The 3,939-nt window shown below is 70.8% G+C and carries 4 protein-coding genes; 2 read left to right on the forward strand and 2 right to left on the reverse strand.

Annotated features, from left to right (window positions below):
- Positions 1-172: 172 nt before the first annotated feature.
- Both AC2VON_RS17970 and AC2VON_RS17975 read right to left on the reverse strand, forming a co-directional pair.
- On the reverse strand, positions 173-952 hold the full coding sequence (locus AC2VON_RS17970) for a CPBP family intramembrane glutamic endopeptidase (RefSeq protein WP_486954167.1): 780 nt from the start codon (positions 950-952) through the stop codon (positions 173-175).
- A gap of 29 nt (positions 953-981) precedes the next feature.
- The gene (locus AC2VON_RS17975; protein WP_486954168.1) at positions 982-1,791 is read right to left on the reverse strand and encodes a DUF2470 domain-containing protein; all 810 of its coding nucleotides are present in this window, start codon (positions 1,789-1,791) and stop codon (positions 982-984) included.
- A 106-nt stretch (positions 1,792-1,897) separates the two neighbouring features.
- On the opposite strand from AC2VON_RS17975, the gene pheA reads away from it, so the two are divergent.
- Both pheA and AC2VON_RS17985 read left to right on the forward strand, forming a co-directional pair.
- The gene (pheA, locus tag AC2VON_RS17980; protein ID WP_486954169.1) at positions 1,898-2,869 is read left to right on the forward strand and encodes a prephenate dehydratase; all 972 of its coding nucleotides are present in this window, start codon (positions 1,898-1,900) and stop codon (positions 2,867-2,869) included.
- Positions 2,866-3,573 (forward strand): histidine phosphatase family protein, encoded by a 708-nt coding sequence (locus tag AC2VON_RS17985; protein ID WP_486954170.1) that lies wholly within the window; start codon positions 2,866-2,868, stop codon positions 3,571-3,573. The genes pheA and AC2VON_RS17985 overlap by 4 nt, the downstream gene beginning before the upstream one ends.
- Positions 3,574-3,939 lie beyond the last annotated feature (366 nt).

Raw genomic sequence — 3,939 nt, forward strand, 5'->3', positions numbered from 1 at the left:
TCGAAGGCCGCGGTGATCGCTTCCCGACTACTACCCGAACGCATATTCGAATACTAGACAGACCCGCCGACAAGAATCGGCGTGCAGCTACGGTCAGTTAGGCGGACGAAAGAGCGATCACCGTGCACCCTGGACAACCTGCGTCCGACGAGTGACGACCAGTGCGCGCCGATCAGCGCAGCCAACCCAGATGGCCGACCAGCAGTGCGTACCCGACGAACGTCACGGTGTCGATGAGCCCGTGGGCGATGATCAGCGGCCACAGCCGGCCGGTGCGCGCCCAGGCGTATCCGAACACCAGACCCATGGCGACGTTGCCCAGTCCGGCGCCGAACCCCTGGTAGAGGTGGTAAGCGCCGCGCAGCAGGGCAGAGCAGACCAGCGCCACCGCCGGGCGCACCCGCAGCTGGCGCAGCCGGGTGAGTAGGTAGCCGACGACGATCACCTCTTCGGCCCAGCCGTTGGCGAACGCGATCACCACCAGCATCGGAGTGCGCCACCAGGTGTCGTTCACCGCGGCCGGGATGACGGCGGCGTTGACACCCAACACCCGTGCCAGCTGGTATAAGCCCAGGCCGGGGAGGCCGATCAGGGCCGCCAGGCCGACCCCGCCGAGCAGGTCCGCCCGCAAGCGGAACCTGCCCAGCCCGACCCGGTCCGGACCGAATCCGCTGCGCCACAACAGGTACACCGCGAGGCCACCCCAGGCGATCAGCTGCACGGCCCAAGCCGCGTTGAGCCCGAGGTCGATCAGGTCGAAATACGACCGCCTCGGGTTGAGGGCAATCCGCTGGGCGCTGAGGTTGCGCAGCACCGAGTCGGTCAGATCCAGGACCGCGGTGACGGCGCTGAGGCCATAGGTGACCGCCAGCAGCACGGCGATCTCCAGCCGCAGCGCACGCCGCTGCGCAGCCGGCAGCCCGGCGTTGGGCGCAGCGCCGGGCTCAGTCACCTCGACACGGTAACCGCAGCCGTTCCGCGCTACGAACGGCGTGCCTGCAGTCCGTTGAGGAACGGGCAGCCCATCAGCACCCGCACCGCCCGATTCAGCCCGGCCACATCCTCGACCTGCTGGTGAAACGGCAACCGGACGTCCTGGTCATCCTGGTGGTCGCCGTCGGCGCTCTCGATGCGCAGCCGGATGCCGTACCGGTCGACCCCGAGTGGGCGTATCCGCCCGCGCTGCAACCGCAATGGCAGCTTGGCCGTCAACTGCGCGACCACCTCCGGGTGCGACGAGTCCAGGTGCCGCAGCCAACGCGCCTCGATTGCGCAGAACGGGTCGGGCCGAGCCCTCAGCAGCTCATCGACCGCGACCGCCTCGGCGCCGGTGGCATCGGCCATCACCACTGACTCTGTTGCCAACCGCAGCAGCCGGTAGCTGGCTCCGCTGCGCCATACATCGGTCTCCGACCGCGGCGAATACACCTGCAGCAGGGCAGGGTTGGGGTCCTCGGCGGCGATTCGGTCGAGCAGGTCGCCGATCTCCTGCGGCGGTACCCGCTGCAGTTGGCCGCGGATCCACACCAGAGCACGCACCCCGGCCCGCAGCGGCAGCGGCGCGTGGTCGGTGAGCTCCAGCACCGCCTGCTCCCCGGTGCCGGTGACGGCGGTTGCGATTTCTGCGGCGGCAGCGACCGCGACGGACCCGTCCGGCAGCAGGTGACGCACCGGCGCGGCGACGGGCTCGGCGCCGGCCACGGCAAGTAGTGCCGGCGCCCGGATGCAGGCGCTGCGGATCAGTTCTGCGGTCGTCGGGGCGGTTCCTGCCGGTTCCTGCGGGTCGGTCATGGCGGCGCTCCTTTATAAATAAGGTAAGCCTAACTTAACTACTTGATCTTGGGGTTGCAACCCGCGGCGTCCCCGGCACCGCGTCGCCGGTCGATAGGGTTGACGCGTGGTCTGCATCACCTATCTCGGTCCGGCGGGGACCTTCACCGACGCGGCGCTGATCCAGCTGGGTGCGGCCGGCATGGTCCCGCCAGCCGGCCGGTCCAGCCGGTCCAGCCCGGACGAGCTGCTGCGGGTGCCCGCCGAGAGCACACCGGCCGCGCTCGACGCCGTCCGGGCCGGTGCCGCCGACTACGCCTGCGTGCCCATCGAGAACTCGATCGAGGGCGGGGTGCTGCCCACCCTGGACAGCCTGGCGACGGGTTCGCCGTTACAGGTGTTCGCCGAGACCGCCCTGGACGTGGCGTTCTCCATCGTGCTCGGACCCGGCCGGGACGCCGCCGACGTGCGTACGGTGGCGGCGCACCCGGTTGCGGCGGCGCAGGTACGGCGCTGGTTGACCAGTCACCTGCCCACCGCAGAGGTGGTGCCGGCCAACTCCAACGCCGCTGCGGCGCAGCAGGTCGCCGACGGCGGCGCCGACGCCGGGGTGAGCACCGCCCTGGCCGCCGCGCAATGCGGACTGGCGACGCTGGCCGACGGCGTCGTCGACGAACCCAACGCCCGCACCCGCTTCGTCCTCGTCGGCCCGCCCGGGCCGCCGCCGGCCCGCACCGGGGCCGATCGGACGTCGGTGGTGCTGCGAATCGACAACGCGCCCGGTGCGTTGGTGGCCGCGTTGACCGAATTCGGGGTCCGCGACATCGACCTGACCCGGATCGAGTCCAGGCCCACCCGCACCGCGCTCGGCACCTACGTGTTCTTCGTCGATTGTGTGGGACACATCGACGACGGCGCCGTCGCCGAGGCGCTCCAGGCGCTGCACCGTCGTTGTGCGGATCTGCGATACCTGGGTTCCTGGCCGACCGGTGCGGCCGCCGGCGCGGTGCCGCCGCGGCTGGACGAGGCGGCGCGATGGCTGGCGCGGCTGCGCGCCGGAACCTCCGGCGATGCCGGAGCACCTGGAGTGCCCGGGTGAGCGGGCGGTTGGTGCTGCTGCGCCACGGTCAGTCTTACGGCAACGTCGACCGCCGGTTGGACACCCTGCCGCCGGGTTCGGAGCTGACCCCCCTGGGCCGCGAACAGGCCCGGGCGTTCGCACGGTGCCGCCCGCGTCTGGGGGGACTGCCGGCGCTGGTGGCACATTCGCTGGCCACCCGGGCGGGGCAGACCGCCGCGGAGATCAGCGGCCAGCTCGGTGTGCCGTCCCGCGAAATCTCCGGCATCCACGAGGTGCAGGTCGGATCGTTGGAGAACCGCAGCGACGACGAGGCCGTCGCCGAGTTCAATGCGGTCTACCAGCGCTGGCATCGGGGCGAGCGGAACGTGGCGCTGCCCGGCGGCGAGACCGCAGACCAGGTGCTTGGCCGCTTCCTGCCGGTCGTTACCGAGCTGCGGATGCGCTACCTCGACGACGACGACTGGACCGGTGACGTCGTCGTCGTCAGCCACGGCGCGGCGATCCGGCTGGTGGCGGCCGTGCTGACCGGTGTGGACGGCGAGTTCGTGCTCGACCATCACCTCGGCAACGCTGAGTCGGTGGTGCTGGCCCCGATCACCGACGGCCGGTGGAGTTGTCTGCGGTGGGGCACGTTGACGCCGCCGTTTTATCCCGGCCCGGACGGGGAGCCCGCCACCGCGGACGCCGACGCGGTGCAGTCCGGCACCGGATCGATGGGCTGAGACTCGACGACCCGCGTCAGACGGCGAACGCCGCGGAGTTCGTGCATCGACAGCCGACTGCGTCGCAGTCGACCGCGAATGCGTGCCGGGTCATCGCGGTATCGGTACAGCTGCCGTCAGTGCACTCCGGACCGCGCAGCCGGTGGTGAACCAGGGTGCCGTGGCAGTGGTCCAGACCCGCCCGGCAGCCCCGGCAGTCCCGACATTGCTCATCCATGGGTCGTTCATAGCACCGGGCTCTGACAATCATCGCGCAAAACGCCGCGCGGCGCGATCGGGTTGCCGTGGCAGTCCAGCCGGAACGGTCGGTGCGGTTTTGCGCTGCCAGGATGCGTCCACATACCAGCGGCCGGTGGCCGGGTTGTG

It is taken from the genome of Mycobacterium sp. TH-M82, assembly GCF_057473605.1.

Excerpts from the sequence above, each read along its gene's own strand:
- AC2VON_RS17975 (WP_486954168.1), bottom strand. The coding sequence starts at position 1,791 with ATGACCGACCCGCAGGAACCGGCAGGAACCGCCCCGACGACCGCAGAA.